Source organism: Sporomusa rhizae, assembly GCF_041428845.1.
In the GTDB taxonomy this organism is placed as follows: domain Bacteria; phylum Bacillota; class Negativicutes; order Sporomusales; family Sporomusaceae; genus Sporomusa; species Sporomusa rhizae.
The window spans coordinates 3,810,750-3,830,612 of record NZ_CP156925.1 but is presented as its reverse complement, the minus strand read 5'-3'; the positions used below and the strand labels follow the sequence as shown (position 1 = coordinate 3,830,612).

Sequence of the window (19,863 nt, the reverse complement as noted above, 5' to 3'; positions counted from 1 at the left end):
AATACGGGGGGGAAGGTATGACTGCAGCCATTCTTGAATTACGTAAATTTGTTGTACCTGAATTTGTTTTTGGGACTGGTGCTATCGAGCTCGCGGGGCAGTATGCCAGGAACTTTGGTGCCAGAAAAGTAATGGTTGTTACTGATGCTGGGGTGAATAAGGCAGGCTGGCTGGAACCCGTTTTAAACAGTTTGAAAAAGCATTCTCTTTCTTATGTTGTATTTGAGGACGTGCATGTTAATCCCCGTGACTATGATGTAATGAATGGCGCACATATTTTTCGCGAAAATGCCTGTAATTTATTACTTGCAGTCGGTGGCGGTAGTCCAATGGATTGCGCAAAAGGAATCGGTATAGTTTTTTCTAATGAACGCCACATCAATGAATTTGAAGGCGTTGACCAAGTGATCAATCCTATGCCGCCGCTAATTTGCATTCCGACAACAGCTGGCAGTGCAGCTGATATTTCACAATTTGCCATCATTGCTGACAGCATTCGGAAGACAAAAATGGCTATTGTCAGCAAAGCTTTGGTGCCGGATGTTGCGCTGATAGATCCAGTAGTTCTAACGTCCATGCCGCCCTATCTTACCGCTTGCACGGGGATAGATGCTTTATCCCATGCGATTGAAGCTTTTGTTTCAACAGCCAGTTCACCATTAACCGATCTGCATGCTTTAAAAGCGGTTGAGCTGATGAGTAAGTATTTGCCATTGGCGTTGCGTAGTCCTGAGAATATTGAATACCGAAATTATACTATGTTGGGTAGTTTGTCGGCAGGAATGGCATTTTCTAATGCTGTTTTAGGTGCGGTACATGCTATGGCCCATAGCTTAGGCGGGATGTTCGACTTGCCGCATGGCGAATGTAACGCGATACTGTTAAGGCATGTTATGAGATTTAACTTCCCCACTTGCCGGGATCGGTACGAAAAAATCGGTGAGATAATGGGGCTTGATTTTGCTGGTATGGCTGTAGATGATAAGGAAAAGTTGCTCTTAACAAAAATCGAGTCCTTCCTGGAAAAATTGGGTATACACAAAACATTAACAGATATTGGTGTGACTGAAGCCGATATTCCTACGTTAGCTCGCAGCACTGTTTTAGACCCGTGTTTGGCTACCAATCCACGTACGGCCAGCATAAAAGATATTGAGGAGATTTTCCGCCATGCATTATGATTCTAATACCAAGGACCTGCGGGACAAGCTAATAGGGCTTGGTAAAAAGTCTATTCGTAAAAGTTATTATCCGGAACTACAGCAGCGGATGGATGAGTTGGAAAAACTAAATGCCGAGCTTGAACAACGGGTAGCAGAACGGACGGCACAACTGGAAGCCGCCAATAAGGAGCTAGAGGCTTTTTGCTACTCGGTGTCGCATGATTTGCGAGCGCCACTCCGTAGTATTGATGGATTTAGTTTGGCCATCCTGGAGGATTATGGTGACCGGCTGGACGATGAAGGAAAAGAGTATCTAAACAGAGTCCGTTTGGCAAGCCAGCGTATGGCTGAATTGATCGACGGATTGCTAAATTTGTCGCAGCTTAGTCGTAGTCAAATTGTTAAACAGGAAATCGATATAAGTGCTCTTGTTGATGCGGTTGCGCAAATGCTTAAGCAGGCGCAGCCTGACAGGAATGTAGTTGTTACTATTGCGCCGGGACTTAAAGCATACGGAGATACCAAAATGCTACAGATACTGTTTGAAAATCTCCTAGGTAATGCTTTTAAATTTACTACAAAATGTAATGATGCACTGATTGAGGTCGGACAAACTACTGATAATGAAGGTCGCGCAGTTCTTTATGTTAGAGATAATGGTGCCGGATTTGATATGGTTTATGCAGATAAATTGTTTGGCGCTTTTCAGAGATTACATACAGTTCACGAGTTTCCGGGGAACGGAATAGGCTTGGCTACCGTTCAGCGCATTATCAATCGTCATGGGGGACGAATATGGGCTCAAGGCGAAGTCGGTCAGGGAGCGACTTTTTTCTTTAGATTGTAAAAAAAAATGTAAAAAGGCAATATTTTTTCTTCCAAAATAAGGTAACATAGGTTATAATGTTATTTGTTGTTGTTACAACGACACTTTTTCAATTGGAGGTTCCGTCTGTTGTCAAATAAAATCGAAACACTTAACATTCTTGATATAATCGAATATTTGCGCGAACAAATGCATTTTCTTGCTGCGTCTTATGGTTTGTCACACCCTCAGGTATTGGAAGCAAGCCAGTTATTAGATAGCCAGATTAGCAAGTATTATCATTTAGAACGCAATACATAAGCCGTAACTGTATTCAATATTTCAAATAGTAAGCTATTCTGGTTCTTCCTCAGAGGCATATATTGTATAAATCTGAATGGAAGAAGGTTTGATGATGAAATGGTTCAGACTTACTGGAATCGCACTTGTAGGATTTATTATTATAGAGCAATTTTATACTGAATATAATTTTCGTATGCTGGTAGTAGCCGCAAGTATCTTACTTTTGGTGTGGCCGGACTTTAAACGACTTTTGCTGCGTCAATATATATGGTTGGTGAGAGGAGTACGATTCCTGTGTACACCAAGTAAGTATCACGATAAATAAATGCTTTAGCTTGTAGATATACTAGTTGCGGAGGTAATAGCTTGGACAATTTGCACAAGTTTTTAGTAGTGTTGGAAGGCCAACTAGCTGTACCGTGCCGTTTAATGAATAGTATTGCTGCAAGTTTTCGACAGGCTATGCTGGCAGGTTTATCCGGTAAACCCAGTTCGCTTAAGATGCTGCCATCATTTATATCGTGCCCAACCGGCCGGGAACAAGGAAAAATAGTAGCTGTCGATTTTGGTGGTACAAATGTGCGTGTGCTGTTTGTTGAACTAGCCGGAAAAGGGAAGACATATATAATTGATCGACGATTTTTTCCACTAAAAGATAGACTAGGCACGTATGATTATACTGCTTCGTCTGCATCCGGAATCGAATTGTTGAACTTTATCGCCGGTAAAATCGCTGAAATCGTCCCGCCTGATGGAGTATATCCTCTCGGTCATACTTTTTCATTTCCTTGTCATCAGTATGGAGTTAATGAAGCTGTGTTGATAAGCTGGACGAAAGAGATTAAGACTGCAGGCGTAGAAGGCCAGAATGTTGGACAGTTATTACAGCAGGCGTTAGCGCGAAATAAATTAGGTCATGTTTTTCCACAAGCTGTGATTAACGATACGACCGGTACTTTGCTGGCTGCTGCCTATAATGATGCAGATACTATGATCGGAGCTATTTGTGGGACCGGCCATAACAGTTGCTACTTGGAACCCTGTCATCCGATATCGAATGGTCCTATGATAGTTAACATGGAATCTGGAAATTTTGATGGCATAATGCAGACAAAATACGATATTATATTAGATCAAGCCAGTGAAAAACCGGGAGCCCAAAGATTAGAGAAGATAGCCTCAGGTCAGTATTTGGGAGAAATTGTCCGCCTAATTATCAGCGAGCTAGCTACTAACGGACACTTTCTTGAAACTGCTGACAGACTCCGTGTTCCTTATTCCCTGCCTACCGAAAATCTTTCAACAATACTTGCTGATTCTTCAGCGGAATTAGACGAAGTATCAGCCGTAGCAGGCTCTTGTTGGGGTATGAGGAATCTTAATGCAAGTCAACTTAAAGCTATTCATACAATAGCCAGACTAGTTACTTCGCGCTCCGCTCGCTTGGTCGCGGCCACGTGGACAGGTGTGCTTTGGAAGATAGATCCCGCACTTAGTCGACGTCACACAATTGCCGTTGACGGTTCACTTTATGAAAAAATGCCGGGTTATGCGGAACAACTGGCAAAGGCCATGTCAGATATTCTTGGTGAGAAGGCTAAGTTGGTCACGATTAGGCTAAGCAAAGACGGTTCCGGAATTGGTGCAGCCATCGCTGCTGCAACTGTCTTCAAGTCTGTTTAGAACATAAAGAAAACACGGCTTGCGCCGCGCCTGAACGAGAGCGGAGGCGATGTTGCACTTATCCAGGCGAAAGCGTGGTTCCTTATATCCAGAAACTGTTAACAAAAAATATTGCTTGGCATGTTGACAATATTTGATTTGCATAATATAATAGTCAAGTAGTTAGTTGGTGCATGACTCCGTAGCTCAGCTGGATAGAGCGTTTGACTACGAATCAAAAGGTCGCAGGTTCGAATCCTGCCGGGGTCGCCATTAGGTATATCAAGGCTTTGCGAGTGATTTCGTGAAGCCTTTTTTTTCGTTTTCAGAGCAGCTTTACAACAACCGTACAACAACGCGGCGTAAGCTGCATTTTCTAAACGGTCAGTTAAGTGGTGTCTCATGAGTGATGGGTGCGACCGGAAAGGAAGAATTGAGCCATGAGGCGATTTGTTCCTGGCCGCCGGTTATCCTGTGGGTGTAGACATTGAGCAGCATTTGCGTGGTACTGTGGCCCAGCCGGTACTGGGCGTCTTTGATGCTGACGCCGTTGGCCGAGAGGCGGCTGGCGTGATCGTGCCGGAGTTTGTGAAAGGTGACATTGACGCCGGCTGCTTTGGCCAGGCGGTTAAATTGCTTGGACCAGTTGCGCGGGTCCTGGAGTTTGCCGAGGGAATTGGGAAATACCAGGTTGTTGTCTTCCCAGGGCTGGCCGTTGAGCTTATGGGCGGCGATCGTTGCCGCCAGTTGTGCCAGGTGCTGCTTGATCTGCAGGATAGTGATTTCCGGCAGGGGCAGGACGCGCTGGCGGGCGGTGGTTTTGGTGTCGTCGAGCTCCAGGCCGTTGTCGGTGATGATGAGGGCCCGCTGGATGCTGACGCTGTCGGTGGTGAAATTGAAGTCTATCCCCTTCAATCCTAAGAGTTCGGAGCGGCTGATGCCGGTGGCCCATTCCAGGGACAGGGCGGCATACATGGCGGCGTCGGCCTCGGCTGCCGTGAAGAGGTGCGCCCATTCGGTGCTGCTTAAAGGCACAAATTCCTTGCGGCGCTTCTTCTTGGGCAGGGACACGGTTTTGAATGGCAGCCGGTGCAGGATTTCTTCGTTGAACGCTGTGTTTAAGGCGGCGCGCAGGACGGCAAAGGCCAGTTCGGCCAGGCGCGGTCCGCCGCCGTTGTCTTTGATGGTGTTTACCATGTTTTGAATATCAATCCCCCTGAGTTTTTGCAGTTTAATCTGGCCTAAGAGCGGCAGAATATGGTTGTTGACGACCGAGCGATAACCAATGTAGGTATTGCCCCGGACGCTGGCCCTGGCGTAAATGGTCAGCCATTTTTCCACCCACTGGCCAACGGTGATTTTGTCGGCGTCAATGAAGACCGGCCCTTTGCTTTGTTCGATTAGGGCGTCTTTTTTCTGCTGCACTTCGCCTTTGGTCTTGCCGTAGCAGTATTTGCGGATGGGTTTGCCGGTCGCGGCGTCGCGACCGATGATGACGGCCGTCATCCAGAGGCCGTCCTTGCGTTTGCAAATGGTTCCTTCGCCATTGGCCCGTTTCGCCATGAGCACACACCACCTTCTTGATGTCGGTGGCAAGGGCGGCTGCACGCTGTTGTTGTATAACCCGTTGCCACCGCATGCGGTTTGCAACGAATTACAGGCGCAGCCTAGCTGTGAGAGGCAGTCAGGCCGGAAGTGGCGGCGAGTTCTTTGCGTTTCGCAAGGAGCTCCATTTTTTTCTGCAGCGCTTCCTGTTTGGTTTTGCCGTAGAGATAGGTACGGACGGTTTTACCCGCCACCGGGGCGCGGCTGCAGACGGCGGCCACCCAGCGGCCGTCCTGACGTCGATAGATACTGCCATTGCCGTATTTGCGTTCCATATACACACACCTCCTTTGCTGGCGATTTCTCCGGGGAAGGGCCGTAGCGCTTGTCCACGCTACGGCGGCCTCCCGGAGCCACGCAGGCACTTTGCCTCATGCGCCATGGTCACACACCATCCTTTTGTCCTATGTACATTATCCACTCGGCGGCCGCCACTCGGCCGCCTGTTTTATTTCCGGCGCTTGCCGCCGGGATAGAGCATGTTGCGTATCCACCGGTTAACGAGGGACAACTTTGGCTTTGTCTTCGGCTTTTAAGGCGGCCACGATCTTTTCGATGACGGCCCGTTCCGAGGGCGGCAGGCCGGCAATGTCCTTAGCTAGGTCGGCCACGTCGGCCGGCAGGGACAGCACGCCGTCGTCAACGCCTAAGAGGTGGTCGGTCGAAACTTTCAAGATGACGGCCAGGCGGGCCAGCGTTTCGCCGTCCGGTTCAGTGCGGCCCCGCTCCCAGCCGGCCACCGTGGACTGATTGCCGGCTCCGATGGCCTCGGACAGGGCGGCCTGAGACATATGGAGCCGTTCGCGGGCGGCGCGGATGCGCGCCCCTATTTCTTTGCTCATGTTTTATCACACACCATTATGATTGATTTGCACACACTGTAAAAAGTAGCTGCTACCCACATTGTACATATTGCATTGCGATTTGTAAATATAAAAGTGAAAATTGTATTGAAAAAAGGAAAATCGTCCCGTATAATTATTACATAATGCAATATAAAAATTGCGTTAATTCATTTATGGGGAGGGTCTTTTATGAGTAACGCCAAGCTGGTGGTCACGGTCAAGGAGTTTGCCGCCATGACCGGGATTGGCCAGAACCGGGTGCGGGAGTTTTGCTATTTGCCGGACTTTCCGGCGTCGAAGGAGGGCAACCGTTTTTTAATTCATGTGGAGGCCGCCGATGAGTGGCTGCGGCGGCGGGCCAGTGCCAAGACGGGCGTGGACGCGGCCAATTTGAAGCGCGTCCTGCCGTGAGACTGAGGCGCCGGCGGTCCAAAGAAGCCTTTCACCGGTGGAAGTGGGCGGGGCCATGAATTACATTGTCGAGCTCAACGCGTTCTACGCGCAGTTGCTCACGCGGCCGCTGTCCAGTGAAGCCCAGGCCCTGTGGGGCGTGCTGATGCATCTGTTCAACCGGGCCGGCTGGCCGCCCCGGCTGACGGTGGCCGCCAGTACGCTGTTGGGGTTTTTGGGCTACAGCTATACGACGCTGTCGCGAGCCCGCGGCGAACTGGTGGCGGCCGGGCTGCTTATTCATACGCCCCGCCCCGGCCGGCTGGCACCGTATTATGAACTGCAGCCAGTGCATCATAAAGTTGTGGATAAATCTGTTGATAACCCTGTGGATAAGCCGCGGCTATCGCTGGTGAAGCCGTTTTGCCAACCATAATGGTTGGCAAGCGGGTTGGCAAAGGCGGGTTTATCAACCATTATGGTTGGCAACCTGGTTATATTATTTAAACGTAAACTTTATTAATAAACGTAAACCAATAATAGTAATAGAGCCTGTGACTATGTGGACAATAAAGGGGAGGACGGGCATGAATAAGGTCTTTCTGGTGGGAAGCTTGTCCCCGGACCTGGACATGCGCATAACCAACAGCGGCAAGGCGGTGTGTTCGTTTTCGCTGACCGTCGCTTTCAAGACCAGAGTGCGGGAGGAAACCGACGCGATTGACTGCGTCGCCTGGGATACGCTGGCCGAGCAGATTGGTCAGGAGGGCCACGGCGGCCGCCGGGTGGCGATTGAAGGGCGGCTGCATACGCGGCAGCTAGAAGGAACGGACGGTCAGCGGCGAAAGGTGACCGAGGTGGTGGTTCGGGATATTGAGTTTTTGGACAGGCTGGGCCTGGCCCGGCCGGGTTAGCCGTCAGGCCGCGGCGGTGTGTGTGGAAAGCAAGGCGTTGACGGTAGCCGGGACGGGCGGCCGGACGCGGATATAGAGGACAGGCTGCTGCTGGCGCGGCTTGTTCCCCTCCCGGTTGACGGGAGGGGTCAGGGGTGGGTCCGGTAGTTTAAGGAGCTAGGGCGACGCTCCGCGGCAGCGGCGGTGGACGTCCGCTAATGTCCTGTTTATGTCCAGCGGCAGCGATAGCCCGGCGGAGCGGACCCAACGGGCGGGCGTGGACATAAAAGTCATTAGCGGATGGCCGCCTCCCCTTCCCTTTGGCAGGGAAGGGTTAGGGATGGGTGGACGTTACCTTGGTTCCCCGTGGCAGTCCGGGTGCGAGTGCCAGGGAGTACTCCGGTCTGCGTCCTCTGCCCAGACTATGAACAGCCGCCCGGCAGGATACGGCTCTAAGCGTCAGCGGTGACCGGACGGCAGCGGATGAGGAGAGTGCAGCGTTAGCGAAACGCCGCAAGGAGCGGACGGCCGGACATAGAGCGGTATCCGTTTTGGTTGGCACTGAGCGGAGCAGCCCGAGGACGGCAGGCGGAAGACGCGTCAGCGGCTGCAGCGCCGCCCACAGGGATGCGGAGCGGGCTTTGCCTATGTGTCAGTTATTCTGCCGGGCAGCAGATAGAATGTAATTAAATCATACGATAAAGGGGTGGGAAAGGAAATGAAAATTGTCATCGACTCCGGTCATTCCGGGCCGGTAGAGCCGGGAGCGTGCGCCGGTGGCGTGCGAGAGTGCGATGTGGTGCTGGCGATTGCCAAATTGCTGGCGGAACAACTGTATGATGCGGGACATGACGTTTTACTGACCCGGACCGGCGATATTACAACTGACGAGTTAGCTTTCCGGGCAGAGTTAGCCAATGTGAGCGGAGCGGACGTGTTTGTCAGCCTGCACGCCAACAGCGCCGAGAGCTCGGTCGCGCACGGCACGGAGGTCTATCATTATCCGGGCAGCGCAAGGGGCAAGCGGCTGGCTGAGTGCATTCAGGCCAGGTTGGTGGCGGAACTTAACACCGCCGACCGGGGCGTGAAGACGGCCAATTTTCAGGTACTTAGGGAAACGGACTGCCCGGCCGCACTGGCGGAGGTAGCCTTTATCTCCAATGAAGCGGACCGATTACTGTTGACCGGTTATGCCGGCCAGTTAGCGGCAGCGGTGGCCGTAGCCAGCGGGCTGGCGGACTATTTTGCCTGCTAGCACTCGCCCAATTTGGAACTGCACTGGCCCCGGCTAAGGGTTGGACTGTCGGTTTGTCCTGGTGACTGCTGCCGTCCGGGGGCGCTAACGGAAAATACTTTACAACATTGTAAAATGCATATATAATAATTACAAAATGAAATAATAGCTCCTGGAACGGGCGAAACGTGGTGACCCGCGTGGCTGTAAAGCCGCGCTTGTCATAATCCGTTCCAGGCGCAGACAGGCACACCTCCCGGGGTGTGCCTTTTGCGTCGGAAATCGTAGAAGAAAGGAGGTTACAATAATGGCTGTAGTAAAAATGCCGCAGAGCAGCACCATTGCTATTAAGCTGCAAAAAGGAGTAACAACTTCCGGCAGTCCGGCGTATGTGACTCGGAACTACACCGGTAAATCGACGGCGACCGACCAGGATTTGTTCGATGTCGCCCAGGCTTTGATGGGGCTGCAAAAGTATCCGGTAGCGGATATTTCCCGGGTTGACAATGCCTATCTGTTGAACCAGTAAAAGCAAGGAGCGTATTGACAGGATAATTAGAAAGGAGGAGTGAGCGATGGCTGATACCAACACCAAGACGTTGGAACTGGTGTTTATCACCGGGGGCAATAAAGAGGTGACGGTGGTGGTCAGAGACCCCAAGGACGGGGTGACGCTGGCCGAAGCGCAGGCGGTGATGGCTACCATCATTGCCAAGAACGTGTTTGCCAGTACCAGCGGCGACCTGGTGACCGCCAAGGAAGCACAAATCCGCCAGTTGGCGATTACCGAGTTAACCTAATGGATAAGAGGAGGCCCTGCAAATGGAGGAGTTGGCCCGACTGACGGCGACCTACGGTTTTCCCATGGTCGTGGCCTTCTACCTTTTGGTCAGACTGGAAAAGCGCCTGACCGAACTGACCAGCGCAATTAACCAAATGTGTAATTGCGTCGAAAGGATGGAGGTCACAAAAAAATGATACTGAAAACAGTGTATGGTCCGCCGCCAGCGGATATGGAACGGATTGAGGCGGCGGAGCCGGAAGCAGAGTCGGAGAGCACTCTGGTGCGCGAGGGGGCTTTACCGGCTGAAGCGGTGCCTGCATCTGCAGTAAAGAAGAACAAACGGAACCCGGACAAGGAGGGGGAGTGTTCATGACACTGGCGATCGGTCTGATGAAGCCAGTTTGCTGCTTACCTTGGCCTGCTGAATAGAATCCTACCGGTAGTTTTTATAGTTGCAGTAAAGCGCACAAAAAGGGAGGAAGCCGGCAGGGGGAAGTCGCTAACCTTGACCTATGTCCCTAAATTTGATATACTATAACTATAAGTTATATATTGTCTTAAAACAGGTGGAGTCTGCACAACGGACTTCACCTGTTTTTTTATTAAAAAAATGGGGGGGAGAAATTATGCAGGAAGTAAAGCGCAGAATCGATAGGATTGTTTTATTTGATATGGATAATACTCTTTTACAGGGACGTTTTATTGATACAGCGGCGGCGGAAATGGGCTTTTCCGATAAACTGGAACAGGCCAGGCAGGAGATTCAGCATGCCGTGTTGCGAACACAAACGATAGCAAGCTTGCTTGCAGGGACAAGCAGGCAGCAAATGTTTCAGATTGCCGACAGTATTCCACTGGTTGCGGATGCCGCAAAGGTTATCACAGAGCTAAAGAACCTGGGGTATATGACGGCTATTGTCAGCGACAGTTATGACTGTGTGGTGCAGCAGGTGGGCAAACGGCTTGGCATTGATTTGGTTTTTGCCAATCAGCTGGAGTTTGTGCAGAATAAAGTAACCGGTGTTGTTACAATTCCCGGCTACTTTCTGAAGACGGAAGGGTCCTGGTGTGAGCATGCCGTATGTAAAAGTCACTTGGTGCGGTTCATTGTTGAACAGTGCGGAGTTGCTGCAGCGGATATCGTGGCCGTGGGTGACAGTGAAAATGATGTGTGTATGGTGCGTTTAGCCGGTCTCGGAGTTTCCTTCTGTACCCAGCATCAGTTGCTGCGGGACAGTGCTAAGCATCATATTGAAACCCGGGAGTTTGGGCCGCTGCTGGCCTGGGTACAGGAATTAAATGGCAGATGTCAGGATGAATTCTGACATCTTCGCTTTTCTTTATGGTAAAAAATTCATTGGAATAGATGGGGGTGTTTTCATGGACAAGGACAGAGTGGAAACAGGGCTGGCTTCATGGCCGCTGCTGGATAATAAGGCGGCTGTTCATATAGTGGATTTCGCAAACTTGCAGGAGAGCTGCATACAGAAAAATCGCATTACCGCGATAACGGACGGCTGGCATGAAGGCGCCGTGGCCGCCGTTTTACGCGGCGGCGTCAACGCCAGAGCCGTGCTGGATGTTCTGGCAGCATCCGGTGTAAGACACATAAAAATTTTTCATTTGGAAGAAAGGTTGCCGCAACTGGAAGAGGTGTTTTTGTCTTCCGTTGTGGCTCCGGCCAATGCTCTCTTTGACAGTGTATCCGTTATGTGGCGGCGGGATGCCTCGGTGTCGGAGCTGATCAGAGCAATCGGCAGTGAGTATGCCATGCTGTTTTTTGGTGCGCCGCTGGCTTTCTCGGAAATACAGCCCTTATATCAGGCGGTCAAGGAGCACTATGCAGGCAGTGTGACGATTGTGCGCGGCCCGGATGATACGGTGCATTTTGATGAGAGTGATGAGATTTATCGCTGGGTGCGGCAGCGGACGTTTGACGCCGGGGACTTTTCGCTGCCGGCGGTGTTGCGCGGCTATAAGCAGAAATTAAATAAAAAAGTGGCTGTTTTATTACCCAGTCTGAATGAGGAACGGACGGTGGGCAATGTCATCAAGACGGCCTTGGAGGTAAAGGCAGCCGGCTTGATTGACGAGGTGATTTTGGTAGATTCTGCTTCGACAGATAACACCGTTGCGCTTGCCAAGTCTTATGGCATTCCGGTCTATGTGCATCCTGAAATACGCCCGGAACTCGGCAGTTATCGCGGCAAAGGGGAAGCGATGTTCAAGAGCGCATTTGTTACCGACGCCGATATTTTGGCTTGGGTGGACACGGATATTGAGAGCATTACACCACGGTTTTTTTACGGTCTGCTGGGACCCATGTTTACCAATCCGGCCATTCGTTTTTCAAAAGGCTATTTTGCCCGGCCGGTCAAGGTGGAAACCTCTGGTATAGAATTAGGCGGCGGCCGCGTGACGGAAATATTAGCCCGTCCCTGGATTAATGCCTTTATGCCGCATTTATCCGGATTTATTCAGCCTTTAGCCGGAACGGTGGCTATTTACCGTGATGAACTTTTAAATATGCGTATTCCGGTTAACTATGGCGTGGAAATGGCTATGTTATTGCAAGTGGTGGAGCAGGCGGGACTTTGGGCGACCTGTCAGGTAAATCTCGGTACGGTAGTGCATCGGTCCAAAGATGTTGTTGGATTGAGTGAGATGGCCTTTCAAATTTTGCAAGTGCTGGCGGAGATGGGAAGGGGCAGCGGAGATGGTCACAGCTGCAATACGTTACGGCGTGTCTACTCTGCCCAGCGGCAGTTTGAGATTGGCAGCAAACGGTTTGACGTTATCTGGCGGGAGTACGGGGAAAATGACTGAGAAGTAAGCAGTTTTATTCTTAGGAGAATCGCTCGTGTCATGGGGAAAGGAGGCCTTTTGTGGGGGAGGTCATGGTTAGAAGGCTTGATGTAATGAAGTGGCTGATTCTACTGGTTTTTGCGGTCCTGATCAGCCGTTTAGGTTATCTGCAGGTCGTACAGGGACAGCATTATGTGCGGCTGTCAGACGGGAACCGCATTCGCATTGTACCCATTCAGGCGCCGCGGGGGATCTTTTATGACCGTAACGGGGTGCCGTTGGTTTCGAAGCGACCTAGTTTTGCCGTGACGGTCGCAACTGGTTCTTCTCCAATACCGGATGCAGAGATGGCGGCGTTGAGCCGGATTTTAGCTATGGATGTGGCCGAAATCAGCGGAAAAATAAATCGCCACACCGGATTTTCCTATGTACCGGTGCGGTTAAAAACCGATGTCGATCAAAAGACGATAAGCAAAATTGAAGAAAATCGCAGTGCGTTTCCCGGGATTGTGATTAAGGCTCAGCCGGTGCGAAAGTATATTTACCAGGACTTTGCCGCCCATATTTTTGGTTATGTCGGAGAAATTAGCGGGGCGGAGCTACAACAGAAAAAAGAGGATGGTTATAAAACCGGGGATATCATAGGGAAAGCCGGCCTGGAAAAGGTCTATGATAAATATATCCGCGGAACGGCCGGCGCTGAGCGCATCGAAGTGGATGTCAACGGGCAGCCGGTTCAAATGCTGGATGAGCGACAGCCCGTGCCGGGCAATGATGTAGTGCTGACCCTTGACTATTCCATTCAGCAGGCGGCTGAGCAGGCAATGGATGAAAGACTGCGTTATTTGCAGTCAAGGCTGCATAGGCGTAAAGCGAAGGCGGCGGCAGCGGTGGTCATGAATCCGAAGACCGGTGAGATTTTAGCGATGGCGAGCCGGCCGGCGTTTAATCCGAATGTATTTAATGGCGGCATTTCGGAAAAAGACTGGAATGTGCTTGTCGGTAATCCGTTTAACCCGCTGACAAACCGGGCCATTGCCGGGGAATATCCGCCGGGTTCTGTTTTTAAAATTATTACAGGCACGGCGGCGTTGGAATTAGGCAAAGTTACCACGCAAGAAAAAATATTGGATACCGGCAAGCACTGGCTGATTCCGAAAGGCAATGCCGGCGGGGAAGCCCTGGGCTGGATTGATTTTAAAGAGGCCTTAAGCAAATCGGATAATGTCTACTTTTATGAAATGGGCAACCGGGTTGGTATTGACAATCTGGAAAAATATGCACGGCTGTATGGGCTGGGGGCCGCTACCGGCATTAATTTGCCGGGAGAAGCAAAGGGGTTGGTGGCAAACCGGCGCTATAAGGAAGAAATGTACGAGGATAGGTGGTATCTGTCGGAAACGTTTGACGCCGCGATTGGTCAGGGCTTTCAGTTGGTGACACCGCTGCAAATGGCGATGGTTATGGGCGAGGTTGCCAACGGCGGCTACCGCTACCGGCCTTTTTTGGTCAGTAAAGTAGTCTCGCCCGCCGGGAAAACCATCCAGGCGTTTTTGCCGGAGCAGACAGGGCGGGCAACCATATCCGGGCCTACGCTGGCGGTTATCCGCCATGCGTTGCAGGAGGTAGCTTTGCCTGGCGGCACGGCCGCGCATGTTTTTCAGGGCTTCCCTGTTGCTATAGCCGGGAAGACAGGGACGGCGGAGAATTCGCAGGGCGATGATCATGGCTGGTTCGTCGCTTACGCGCCGTTTGAGAATCCCCAGGTGGTGGTGGCGGTAGTGGTGGAGCACGGCGGGTACGGTTCGCAGTCGGCGGCTCCTATTGCCAAAGACATTTTGGCGGCAGTATTCCATGTGGAAGCATCGCAGGCGGACCGAGAGAAGGCAAGATAGGTGGTGCTTCTTGATTTAACATTTTGGGCGAAAAGAGGAGGCGGTAGCGGATGATGTTATCTATGCCGGATATGAAAGAAATTTTGTTGTCAGTGGCAATTTTTTTTCTATGTAATGCTATTGGCATTTTGGTGAGTAAAAGTTTGTTACAAAAAATTCGTCTCATTGCGGCGCGCATATCGGCGATCTATTCCGAAATACTGGATAAAGCGCTACAGGGCGTGCCGACATTATGGGGCATATTGCTGGGCAGTTACAGCGCTATGCGCCTGGTTGAAATGAAACCGGAGTGGTTGAAATTGCTGGATGCGGCTTTAGTGATAGCCGGTATGTTTTCCCTTACGATGGTGATAGCCCGTGTACTTGCCGCCCTGGCGGCCCTCTATGCCCGCAAGGCCGAAGGGCCGTTTCCCGCAGCGTCCATCCTGGCCAACATGATAGAAGCTGCGGCCTATGTGACGGGAATATTGATCATACTGCAAACCTTCGGGGTTTCCATTACGCCGGTTTTGACTGCGTTGGGCGTGGGCGGCCTGGCTGTGGCACTGGCGCTGCAGGATACGCTGGCCAATGTCTTTTCCGGTCTGCATATTCTTCTGGCTAAACCGATTCAGGCAGGGGATTATATAAAATTAGGAACAGGGGAAGAGGGGTACGTGGTGGATATTTCCTGGCGAAACACCACAATACAGGCATTAGGCAACAGCCTTGTTATTGTGCCGAACCAGAAAATTGCTGCGGCCATTATTACCAATTATGATAAACCGGATAAGGAATTGGGAATTAGTCTCTGCGTAGGCGTAAGTTATGCGAGTGATCTGGATCATGTGGAAACAGTAACGCTGGCAGTGACGAAGGAGGTTATGTCCGAACTGGCGGCAGGTGTTGAAAATTTTGAGCCGGTTGTCCGGTTCCATACCTTTGGCGACTCCAGCATACTGTTTAATGTGATTTTGCGGGTGCAAACCTTTATTGATCAATATAAAGTCAAACATGAATTAATTAAGCGGTTGCACAAACGCTACAACAGGGAGGGGATTGAAATTCCTTTCCCGATACGCACGGTTTATATGAAGTCTGTGGAAAACTAAAGGAGAAATACGAATGGAGAGTAAGGCAGAGGGGGAATTGTGATGCAGGGATGTCCGGTACTGGAAATTGATTTGGATAAAATTACCGCCAATGCAGAGCGGGTAGTTGCCAAATGCTGGGAAAAGGGAATTGAGGTGCTTGGCGTCACCAAAGGATTTAGCGCGATGCAGCAAATTGTCGGCGCGATGCTTGCCGGCGGGATTGAAGGGTTAGCCGATGCCAGAATGGAGAATATCGTTGAACTTAGGAAACAGAATTTTCAGAACCCGATTACGTTATTGCGGATTCCCCGGTTAAGCAATGTGAACAACGTAGTGCAGTATGCGGATACGAGCATTAATTCGGAAGTTGCGGTCATACGGGCGTTGGCCGCTGCGGCCCTGCAACTAGGAAAACGGCACAACATCATGTTGATGGTCGATGTAGGCGATCTGCGCGAGGGTATTATGCAGGAAAATGTGTTGGATACGGTAAGGCAAATTGGCGGTTTACCCGGGGTGAATTTTATCGGGATAGGGACAAATATGGGGTGCTTTGGCGGTATATTGCCCAGCGTAAATAATTTGGGGCTGCTGGTCGAATTGGGACTGGCGGTAGAACGGCAGCTGGGGCATAGGCTGGAGGTGATTTCCGGGGGTGGGACGTCCACGTTGTTGCTGGTGGAAAGCGACCTCATTCCGGCGGGAATTAACCAGTTACGGATTGGCGAAGGAATTTTGCTTGGCACCGATACCACGAATAACCGGGGCATTCCGTGGCTGTATCAAGATGCCTTCCGGCTCAGGGCCGAGGTGATTGAGGTGAAAGATAAGCCGTCTGTGCCGATCGGCGAGGTGGGCAAGGATGCGTTCGGGAATACGCCGCAGTTTATTGATGCAGGGATACGGAAACGAGCCATTTTGGCTTTGGGGAAGCAAGATGTGTATATTGAGGGGATTTTTCCCCTGGAGGGAAAAGCAAAGATACTGGGGGCCAGCAGCGATCATACGATTGTCGATATTACCGACGCCGGACAAGAGCTTGCGGTTGGCGATGAACTTGTCTTTGGCCTGACATATCCGGGCTTGCTGTCGGCAAGTGATTCGCGTTACGTGGAAAAGCGGTTCAAAGGAGGCAAGATTTTATGAAGGTTGAATTATTGAAAAATGTTGATTTAGCAATGCTGCAACGCCTGGTACAACTGGAAGCGGAAGCGTTTGGCGACGGGGGGTTGAATGAATGGCATCTTGTGCCGTTCATTCGCCATGGCCGGGTGTTTGTGGCCAGCGAGAAGGAAGCGGCCATTGGTCTGATCCAATACATGCGGGATTGGGAGAATCCGCGAAAAGCATATCTGATCGGAGTTTCCATCGCCAAAGAATGGCGCGGACAGGGGTTAGGAACGCTGTTAATGCAGACAAGTTTGCAAGCATTACAACAAGAAAATATAGCTGAGGTTGAATTGACGGTAGACCCTGATAATAAGGGCGCGATCAAGGTTTATGCAGGAAAGCTGGGCTTTGTGGCGAAAGAAACAAAAATAGATGAGTACGGACCAGGCGAAGACCGGTTGGTAATGATGTTATCCTTGGATAATCTGACATGACGGGAAGACGCATTCTATACAGGTGAACCTTCGGTATATAGAAATGCGTCTTTTTATTTGATGGATATGAATTGAGGGAAACTGTGATGAATGCAAAAACAAAACCAGGACTAAATGAATGGGCGGCCACGGCGATCTGCGGCAATGACATTACTTCTTCCTGCTTATATGTTTCGGCCTTGTCCATATTGTACGCCGGACAATGGGCGTGGGTGTCTTTGCTTATGGTTTCGGTCGTTCTGTATTTCTACCGGAGTATTTACGGCGAAGTGGTGGGGGCATTGCCGCTGAATGGCGGCGCCTATAATGCGCTGCTGAATACCACCAGCAAATTTGTCGCCTCTCTGGCCGCCTGTTTTACGCTGCTGTCATATATGGCAACCGCGGTTATTTCGGCCAATGAAGCCATGCATTATTTGCAAATTCTCTGGCAGGGTCTGCCTGTGATGGAAGCTACCATTGGCCTGCTGGCCGTTTTCATGGTTCTGACAATTATGGGCATTGGCGAATCCGCTAAAGTTGCCACTGCCATTTTTCTATTGCATTTAAGTACAATGGGGATATTAATCCTGGCTGCGGTATGGGGATTGACGCACAATGGCTGGCAAATTTTCCTGGAGAATTTTCAAAGACCGGTAGAGGGCAGTTTGACTATGGCCTTATTTTTGGGGTTTTCAGCAGCCATGCTAGGCATTTCCGGCTTTGAAAGCTCGGCGAATTTTGTGGAAGAACAACAAGCAGGCGTTTTTCCCAAAACCCTGCGCAATATGTGGCTGGCGGTAACGGTTATTAACCCGGTGATGGCGTTTTTGGCGCTGGCGCTGGCGCCGGTGAGAGAAATTGCGGGACATCAGGAGGCGCTGCTGTCTCATATGGGGCAGATAACCGGCGGCGACTGGCTGGCAGGCTTGATTTCCCTCGATGCCACGCTGGTCTTAAGCGGCGCGGTATTAACTTCCTTCATTGGCGTTACCGGGCTGGTGCACCGTATGGTGCTGGACCGGTGTCTGCCCCAGATTTTGCTGAAGGTAAACCGGTATGGGACGCAATACCGGATTGTCATAGCCTTCTTTGTGCTCAGTGTATCGGTGCTAGCCGTCACGCGCGGGCGGTTGACAACCCTGGCAGGCGTATATACCATTTCGTTTTTAGCGGTGATGGCGCTGTTCGGGGTAGGCAATTTGCTGCTGAAAATGAGGAGAAGCGGTCTGCGAAGACCGGTGAGCGCATCCTGGGCGGGTGTCTTGTTCGCGATTGCGGCTGTGCTTGCGGCGCTGGCGGGTAATGTATTTATGAATCCGGTCTATGTAGGCATTTTTTTTGAATACTTTTTGCCGACCGTCATTATTGTGTTGATTATGCTAAACCGTGTAGTGCTGCTGACCGGCTGTCTGTTTTTTATCCAGGCAGTCAGTAAAAAATTAACCTGGGCCGCCGAGGTTCTCTCCCGGCTGCTGCAACGCAAGATTGATGACATAAATTCGCAGCAGGTTGTGTTTTTTACCCGGGGCGGCGATTTGGCCAACTTGAATTTGGCGCTTATCTATGTCAGAAACAATGAGCATACCAACCGCATGAAAATTGTTACTGTTGTGCGCGCAGGCGGTGAAGTGCCGCCGCGCTTGGCGGAAGACATCCGGTTTCTGGACAGGGCGTATCCGGAAATCGATATTGAATTTATTGTGCAGCGCGGCGAGTTCGGCCCGGACCTGATTCAGGAGCTTTCACAAAAATGGAAGATACCTGCCAATTTTATGTTCATCGGCTCACCCAATGGCGGGTTTACCTATAGCCTGGCTGAGCTGGGGGGCGTACGGCTGATTATTTAGATATAACGGAGTGTGATAGGGCATGAAGGCAGAACTGCAATTTATTTTTATTGTGAAAAAGATGGAAGACTCGATGTTATTGCGCGCCATGCTGATGATGGCCGGGTATGACAAAAAGCTGATGACCAGTGTCTACCGCTGGCGCGACGGCGTTGAGCGGGCAGCGGCGGGCAATGGCAAGTGTTTGCTTTTTATGGATAAAGCGTTCGCGCAGGATGAGCCGGATTATGAGGGTAAGGTGCGCGAACTGGCGCTGGAGATGCCGATTATTCTGGTGGAGGATGCCGGTGCCGCCAATCAGGCCGATAGCGAGGTGATCGAGTTAGGCGTCCAGGAGGTGCTTTCCCTGCGGGAAATAACCAGCAACTATTTGGCGAAGGCTGTGCAGCATGCTGTGGAACGCCACCAGATGCGGCAGCAAATTCGCGAAACGGCGCTGGTAGATACGCTGACAGGGCTATACAACCGCCGCGGCTTTGTTAAGAGAGCGGAACAGGCGGTGGCGGTGGCGACCCGGCTGAATATGAGTGTAGTGGTTTTGTTTATGGATGTGGACCATATGAAATGGGTGAATGATACCTTGGGTCATCAGGAAGGGGATGTGCTGCTGCTCGAGGCGGCCAATGTCCTGCGGACGGTATTTCGCAGCACGGATGTTATTGGCCGGTTAGGCGGCGATGAGTTTGCCGTCTTGCTGCTGCGGCAGCAGGAGAGCGCCGGTCAGCGGGCAACCGGGCGTTTACAGGCGGCATTGCATAAATATAACAGCAAGCGAAAGTTGTCATACCCGCTGTCGCTTAGCATTGGCCAAGCGGAATGCCTGAAGGGGCAAACCATTGATCTGGAAGCCTTGCTGGCCCAAGCGGATGAAAATATGTATAAGGCGAAAAAAACGAAACGGGGCCAGGCTCCGTCGTTCGTAGCGGATGGCGGGGATGACTTCCGGGAAGATAAAGGCGAGGAGTGAGGTGAA

Annotated in this window: 23 protein-coding genes and 1 tRNA gene; 20 read left to right on the top strand and 4 right to left on the bottom strand. The window is 51.0% G+C overall.

Annotation, left to right across the window (positions count from 1 at the left end):
* The first annotated feature begins 17 nt into the window (after positions 1-17).
* The 5 genes from ercA (at position 18) to SRRS_RS18100 (ending at position 4,206) form a co-directional block, all read left to right on the top strand.
* Positions 18-1,181 carry an alcohol dehydrogenase-like regulatory protein ErcA gene (gene ercA, locus SRRS_RS18120; RefSeq protein ID WP_371362502.1) on the top strand — a complete coding sequence of 388 codons (1,164 nt, stop codon included), beginning with the start codon at positions 18-20 and terminating at the stop codon, positions 1,179-1,181.
* The gene (locus tag SRRS_RS18115; RefSeq protein ID WP_371362500.1) at positions 1,171-2,010 is read left to right on the top strand and encodes an ATP-binding protein; all 840 of its coding nucleotides are present in this window, start codon (positions 1,171-1,173) and stop codon (positions 2,008-2,010) included. Before ercA ends, SRRS_RS18115 begins: the two co-directional genes overlap by 11 nt.
* A gap of 108 nt (positions 2,011-2,118) precedes the next feature.
* Complete coding sequence (locus SRRS_RS18110; protein ID WP_371362499.1) at positions 2,119-2,289, top strand: Spo0E family sporulation regulatory protein-aspartic acid phosphatase; 171 nt, start codon at positions 2,119-2,121, stop codon at positions 2,287-2,289.
* A gap of 348 nt (positions 2,290-2,637) precedes the next feature.
* On the top strand, positions 2,638-3,954 hold the full coding sequence (locus tag SRRS_RS18105; RefSeq protein WP_371362497.1) for a hexokinase: 1,317 nt from the start codon (positions 2,638-2,640) through the stop codon (positions 3,952-3,954).
* A 175-nt stretch (positions 3,955-4,129) separates the two neighbouring features.
* A tRNA-Arg gene (locus tag SRRS_RS18100) sits at positions 4,130-4,206 on the top strand.
* 111 nt (positions 4,207-4,317) lie between these two features.
* Here SRRS_RS18100 and SRRS_RS18095 read toward each other — a convergent pair.
* From SRRS_RS18095 to SRRS_RS18085, 3 genes are all read right to left on the bottom strand, one after another.
* Positions 4,318-5,496: a tyrosine-type recombinase/integrase gene (locus SRRS_RS18095; RefSeq protein WP_371362496.1), complete on the bottom strand. Its 1,179-nt coding sequence runs from the start codon at positions 5,494-5,496 to the stop codon at positions 4,318-4,320.
* Positions 5,497-5,600: 104 nt separating this feature from the next.
* Positions 5,601-5,813: a hypothetical protein gene (locus SRRS_RS18090; protein ID WP_371362495.1), complete on the bottom strand. Its 213-nt coding sequence runs from the start codon at positions 5,811-5,813 to the stop codon at positions 5,601-5,603.
* Positions 5,814-6,035: 222 nt separating this feature from the next.
* Positions 6,036-6,380, bottom strand: a complete 345-nt coding sequence (locus tag SRRS_RS18085) for a helix-turn-helix transcriptional regulator (RefSeq protein WP_371362493.1) — start codon at positions 6,378-6,380, stop codon at positions 6,036-6,038.
* A 192-nt stretch (positions 6,381-6,572) separates the two neighbouring features.
* Here SRRS_RS18085 and SRRS_RS18080 point away from each other — a divergent pair, with 192 nt between their 5' ends.
* From SRRS_RS18080 to SRRS_RS18070, 3 genes are all read left to right on the top strand, one after another.
* Positions 6,573-6,794 carry a hypothetical protein gene (locus tag SRRS_RS18080; protein WP_371362491.1) on the top strand — a complete coding sequence of 74 codons (222 nt, stop codon included), beginning with the start codon at positions 6,573-6,575 and terminating at the stop codon, positions 6,792-6,794.
* Between the two features lie 55 nt (positions 6,795-6,849).
* The gene (locus SRRS_RS18075; protein ID WP_371362490.1) at positions 6,850-7,209 is read left to right on the top strand and encodes a hypothetical protein; all 360 of its coding nucleotides are present in this window, start codon (positions 6,850-6,852) and stop codon (positions 7,207-7,209) included.
* A 151-nt stretch (positions 7,210-7,360) separates the two neighbouring features.
* Positions 7,361-7,687 (top strand): single-stranded DNA-binding protein, encoded by a 327-nt coding sequence (locus tag SRRS_RS18070; RefSeq protein ID WP_054259876.1) that lies wholly within the window; start codon positions 7,361-7,363, stop codon positions 7,685-7,687.
* 313 nt (positions 7,688-8,000) lie between these two features.
* Here SRRS_RS18070 and SRRS_RS18065 read toward each other — a convergent pair whose 3' ends face one another.
* On the bottom strand, positions 8,001-8,228 hold the full coding sequence (locus SRRS_RS18065; protein ID WP_371362489.1) for a hypothetical protein: 228 nt from the start codon (positions 8,226-8,228) through the stop codon (positions 8,001-8,003).
* Between the two features lie 156 nt (positions 8,229-8,384).
* On the opposite strand from SRRS_RS18065, the gene SRRS_RS18060 reads away from it, so the two are divergent.
* From SRRS_RS18060 to SRRS_RS18005, 12 genes are all read left to right on the top strand, one after another.
* Complete coding sequence (locus SRRS_RS18060) at positions 8,385-8,921, top strand: N-acetylmuramoyl-L-alanine amidase (protein ID WP_371362488.1); 537 nt, start codon at positions 8,385-8,387, stop codon at positions 8,919-8,921.
* 286 nt (positions 8,922-9,207) lie between these two features.
* Positions 9,208-9,429, top strand: coding sequence for a DUF1659 domain-containing protein (locus tag SRRS_RS18055; RefSeq protein ID WP_371362487.1), 222 nt, complete (start codon positions 9,208-9,210; stop codon positions 9,427-9,429).
* 46 nt (positions 9,430-9,475) lie between these two features.
* The gene (locus SRRS_RS18050) at positions 9,476-9,700 is read left to right on the top strand and encodes a DUF2922 domain-containing protein (RefSeq protein WP_371362486.1); all 225 of its coding nucleotides are present in this window, start codon (positions 9,476-9,478) and stop codon (positions 9,698-9,700) included.
* Between the two features lie 22 nt (positions 9,701-9,722).
* Positions 9,723-9,878, top strand: a complete 156-nt coding sequence (locus SRRS_RS18045; protein WP_082378445.1) for a YvrJ family protein — start codon at positions 9,723-9,725, stop codon at positions 9,876-9,878.
* Positions 9,879-10,310: 432 nt separating this feature from the next.
* Positions 10,311-11,009: an HAD family hydrolase gene (locus SRRS_RS18040; protein WP_371362484.1), complete on the top strand. Its 699-nt coding sequence runs from the start codon at positions 10,311-10,313 to the stop codon at positions 11,007-11,009.
* Positions 11,010-11,064: 55 nt separating this feature from the next.
* Positions 11,065-12,510 (top strand): glucosyl-3-phosphoglycerate synthase, encoded by a 1,446-nt coding sequence (locus SRRS_RS18035; protein WP_371362483.1) that lies wholly within the window; start codon positions 11,065-11,067, stop codon positions 12,508-12,510.
* A gap of 71 nt (positions 12,511-12,581) precedes the next feature.
* Positions 12,582-14,384 (top strand): penicillin-binding protein 2, encoded by a 1,803-nt coding sequence (gene mrdA, locus SRRS_RS18030; RefSeq protein WP_371369872.1) that lies wholly within the window; start codon positions 12,582-12,584, stop codon positions 14,382-14,384.
* Between the two features lie 50 nt (positions 14,385-14,434).
* Entirely contained in the window at positions 14,435-15,475 is a 1,041-nt protein-coding gene (locus tag SRRS_RS18025; RefSeq protein ID WP_371362482.1) for a mechanosensitive ion channel family protein, read from the top strand.
* A 42-nt stretch (positions 15,476-15,517) separates the two neighbouring features.
* Positions 15,518-16,603, top strand: coding sequence for an alanine/ornithine racemase family PLP-dependent enzyme (locus SRRS_RS18020; protein ID WP_371362480.1), 1,086 nt, complete (start codon positions 15,518-15,520; stop codon positions 16,601-16,603).
* On the top strand, positions 16,600-17,061 hold the full coding sequence (locus tag SRRS_RS18015; protein WP_371362479.1) for a GNAT family N-acetyltransferase: 462 nt from the start codon (positions 16,600-16,602) through the stop codon (positions 17,059-17,061). Before SRRS_RS18020 ends, SRRS_RS18015 begins: the two co-directional genes overlap by 4 nt.
* Before the next feature lie 86 nt (positions 17,062-17,147).
* A complete protein-coding gene (locus SRRS_RS18010; protein ID WP_371362478.1) occupies positions 17,148-18,890 on the top strand; it encodes an APC family permease in 1,743 nt (580 codons plus the stop codon).
* Between the two features lie 22 nt (positions 18,891-18,912).
* Positions 18,913-19,857, top strand: coding sequence for a GGDEF domain-containing protein (locus SRRS_RS18005; RefSeq protein WP_371362477.1), 945 nt, complete (start codon positions 18,913-18,915; stop codon positions 19,855-19,857).
* Positions 19,858-19,863: the final 6 nt, after the last annotated feature.